Origin of the sequence: Mesorhizobium sp. M7A.F.Ca.MR.362.00.0.0, assembly GCF_004023175.1 — a bacterium.
In the GTDB taxonomy this organism is placed as follows: domain Bacteria; phylum Pseudomonadota; class Alphaproteobacteria; order Rhizobiales; family Rhizobiaceae; genus Mesorhizobium.
In genome coordinates this window covers 1-2,587 of the sequence record NZ_RZTF01000350.1, presented here as the reverse complement: position 1 = coordinate 2,587, position 2,587 = coordinate 1, and the positions used below count along the sequence as shown (strand labels likewise).

Sequence of the window (2,587 nt, the reverse complement as noted above, 5' to 3'; positions counted from 1 at the left end):
GCCTTGCGATGCGGGCTGTCGGCGGCGTCGCTGGCGAGATTGCCGCCATGGACGCTGGCGGCCGCTTTTATCCGTTCGGGATAGGTTGCAGCCGCATTCAATGATCGACCGCCGCCCATGCAATAGCCGACGGTGCCGATCGGCCCGGTGATGCCCTCGGCAGCAAGCGCATCGAGGAACGCGCCGCTGTCGCTGATGGTCATGTCCTGCGTCGTGCCGGTGACCAGCGCCATCAGCGGGATTTTGGTCTTTTCCTCGGCGAAGGCGGTCTTGGCGTCGAAGGGCCCGTAAGGCGCATTGCGGTAGAACAGGTCCGGCACCAGCACCGCATAACCTTCATTCGCCAGCCGCTCGGCCATACTGTCGAGCGCCGGCCGCGGACCGAAGGCGTCCTGATAGAGAATGACGCCGGCCTTGGCAGGAGACGCGTTTGCCGAGCGGAAAAGCCCGGCATTGGCAACACCATCCCTGGTCTTGATCTGAAGGTCGTGTTTCGTCATCGCCCGCTCCGTTCGACTGATGCGCGATACATAGCCGCGCAAGCCTATACGGCAAGGCGTTCCCTGAACCCGGCAGTCAACATTTCGTGCAGGATTGCGTGACGCTATTGCTCGCCTTCTCGCACGGTCCGTGCACCCACATGCAGCGCGCGGCCGGCACCGAGCCCCATAATGGCTACGCCAAGACCGAGCACGACGAACAGGAACGCCGTTCCCGAAAAACTGCCGGTCCAGTCGCGGATCAGGCCCACCAGCAGCGGCCCGAAGGCCGCCAGCACATAGCCGACGCCTTGCGCCATGCCTGAAAGATGCGCGGCGACATGCGAATCCGGCGAACGCAGCACGATCAAGCTCATGGCAGCCGCGATCAGGCCACCCTGCCCGATGCCTTGCAGGATTGCCCAGAACAGCACCGTCGAGGTCGGAGCAAAGAGAATGCCGAGCAGCGCGATCACCGCGGTGGCAACGAGCGCCACATTGATGCCGCGCTGGTCCTTCAACCGCATCGCAAAGGACGGCACGGCGAGACAGGTGATGACCTGCGCCATCACCGACACCGAAACCAGGGCGCCGGCAGCGGCCGCATCGAAGCCACGCTCGCGCAGGATCGGCGCCAGCCAGCCGAAGATGCAATAGGCAAGTGCCGACTGGAGGCCCATGAACAGCGTCACCTGCCAGGCCAGGCGATCGCGCCAGAGACCGACGACGCGAAAGCCGCGATGATTGACCTGCCGACGGCTGCCCAGCGCTTGCGGAATCCAGATCAAAAGCACGACTAGTGTGGGCACCGCCCAGGCAGCAAGTGCCCCGGACCATGAACCGGTGACAAAATGTTCGATCGGCAGCGTGAAGCCGGCGGCGGCGGCCGAGCCGGCGCAGAGCGCCATGGTGTAGAGCCCGGTCATGACGGCGGCCCTGTCGGCGAAATCGCGCTTCACCAGGCCTGGCAGCAGCACATTGCCGATGGCAATGGCGGCGCCGGCCAGGAAGGTCGCGACAAAAAGCAGGGGAATCGTACCGAACCAGCGCAGGCCGGTTCCCAGCACCAGCAAGGCGAGCGCCCCGAGCAAGGTGCGCTCGGCTCCATAGCGCTGCGCAAGCCTTGGCGCGAAGGGCGCGAACAGGCCGAGGCACAGGACGGGCAGCGTCGTCAGCAGGCTGGCGCCCGTCGTCGACAGCCCGGTTGCCTGCATCACCTCGGGCAACAGCACCGACAGGCTCGAAAACAACGGCCGCAGACTGAAGGCGATCAGCACAAGGCTCGCGCCAAGCACGAGGCGCGCGGCACGGCTGCGCAGTTCAGGCGGCTGCGGTACGGGCAGGCTGTCGACTTCCGCGTCGATGAGTTCCAGACCCTTGATGACCTCGGCCTTCGGGTCAGGCTGACGAAAACTCTGGTTCATTGCGAAAGCAGTCTTTCAAGTTGGGCAAGCACCGGCGCCATAAAGGCGCGGACGGCGGCAACCGCGCGCTCGGGATCGCTCGCGGCAATGGCGTCGACGATTGCCGCATGCGCCTGGTGGTCCGGTTCGGGCAGATCGCCGTCGATGGTGGCATGGATGGTCTCGGTAATGGCGGCGGTGAAGAAGTCGTAGAGCTCCATCATCGCCCTGTTGCCGGACGCCGCGACGACGGATTTGTGGAAGGCGAGATCGCGGTGGATGAAGCCTTCGCTTCCGCCTTCGGCGACAGTGCCGCGCGCGGCAAGCAATTGCCGCATCCGATCGAGGTCGGCTGGCGTGTGGCGCAAGGCAGCGAGCCGTGCGGCCTCGAGGTCCAGCGCAGCCCGCGCCTCCCACTGATCGCGCAGGCCGCTGCGCTTGACCCGGTCGAGCGCGGCAGAAGTATCGACGGCAGAGCGCACATAGGTGCCCGAGCCCTGGCGCGTATCCAGCAATCCCTGCGAGACCAGCACCCGCACCGCCTCGCGCACTGTGCCGCGGCTGACCGACAGAAGGTCAGTCAGGGCTGCCTCATTGGGAATACGTTCGCCAACGCCCCAGCGGCCGCTGACGATCTCGGCACGCAGGCTGCTGGTGGCGCTGTCGGTGAGATTGGTTCTGGTGGCGGGTTGCATCGGCCTATTC

3 protein-coding genes are annotated in these 2,587 nt (G+C 65.6%); all 3 read right to left on the bottom strand.

The genetic code is table 11. The features are described 5' to 3' along the window. On the bottom strand, positions 1-500 hold a 500-nt coding region (locus tag EOC06_RS29455), incomplete at its 3' end, for a dienelactone hydrolase family protein (protein ID WP_245470185.1). Between the two features lie 104 nt (positions 501-604). Next, on the bottom strand, positions 605-1,903 hold the full coding sequence (locus tag EOC06_RS29450; RefSeq protein WP_128309437.1) for an MFS transporter: 1,299 nt from the start codon (positions 1,901-1,903) through the stop codon (positions 605-607). Continuing rightward, on the bottom strand, positions 1,900-2,577 hold the full coding sequence (locus tag EOC06_RS29445) for a FadR/GntR family transcriptional regulator (RefSeq protein WP_128309442.1): 678 nt from the start codon (positions 2,575-2,577) through the stop codon (positions 1,900-1,902). Before EOC06_RS29445 ends, EOC06_RS29450 begins: the two co-directional genes overlap by 4 nt. Between the last annotated feature and the right edge of the window lie 10 nt (positions 2,578-2,587).

Coding starts and splice junctions, on each gene's coding strand:
- EOC06_RS29450 (WP_128309437.1), bottom strand. CDS start 1,903: ATGAACCAGAGTTTTCGTCAGCCTGACCCGAAGGCCGAGGTCATCAAG.
- EOC06_RS29445 (WP_128309442.1), bottom strand. CDS start 2,577: ATGCAACCCGCCACCAGAACCAATCTCACCGACAGCGCCACCAGCAGC.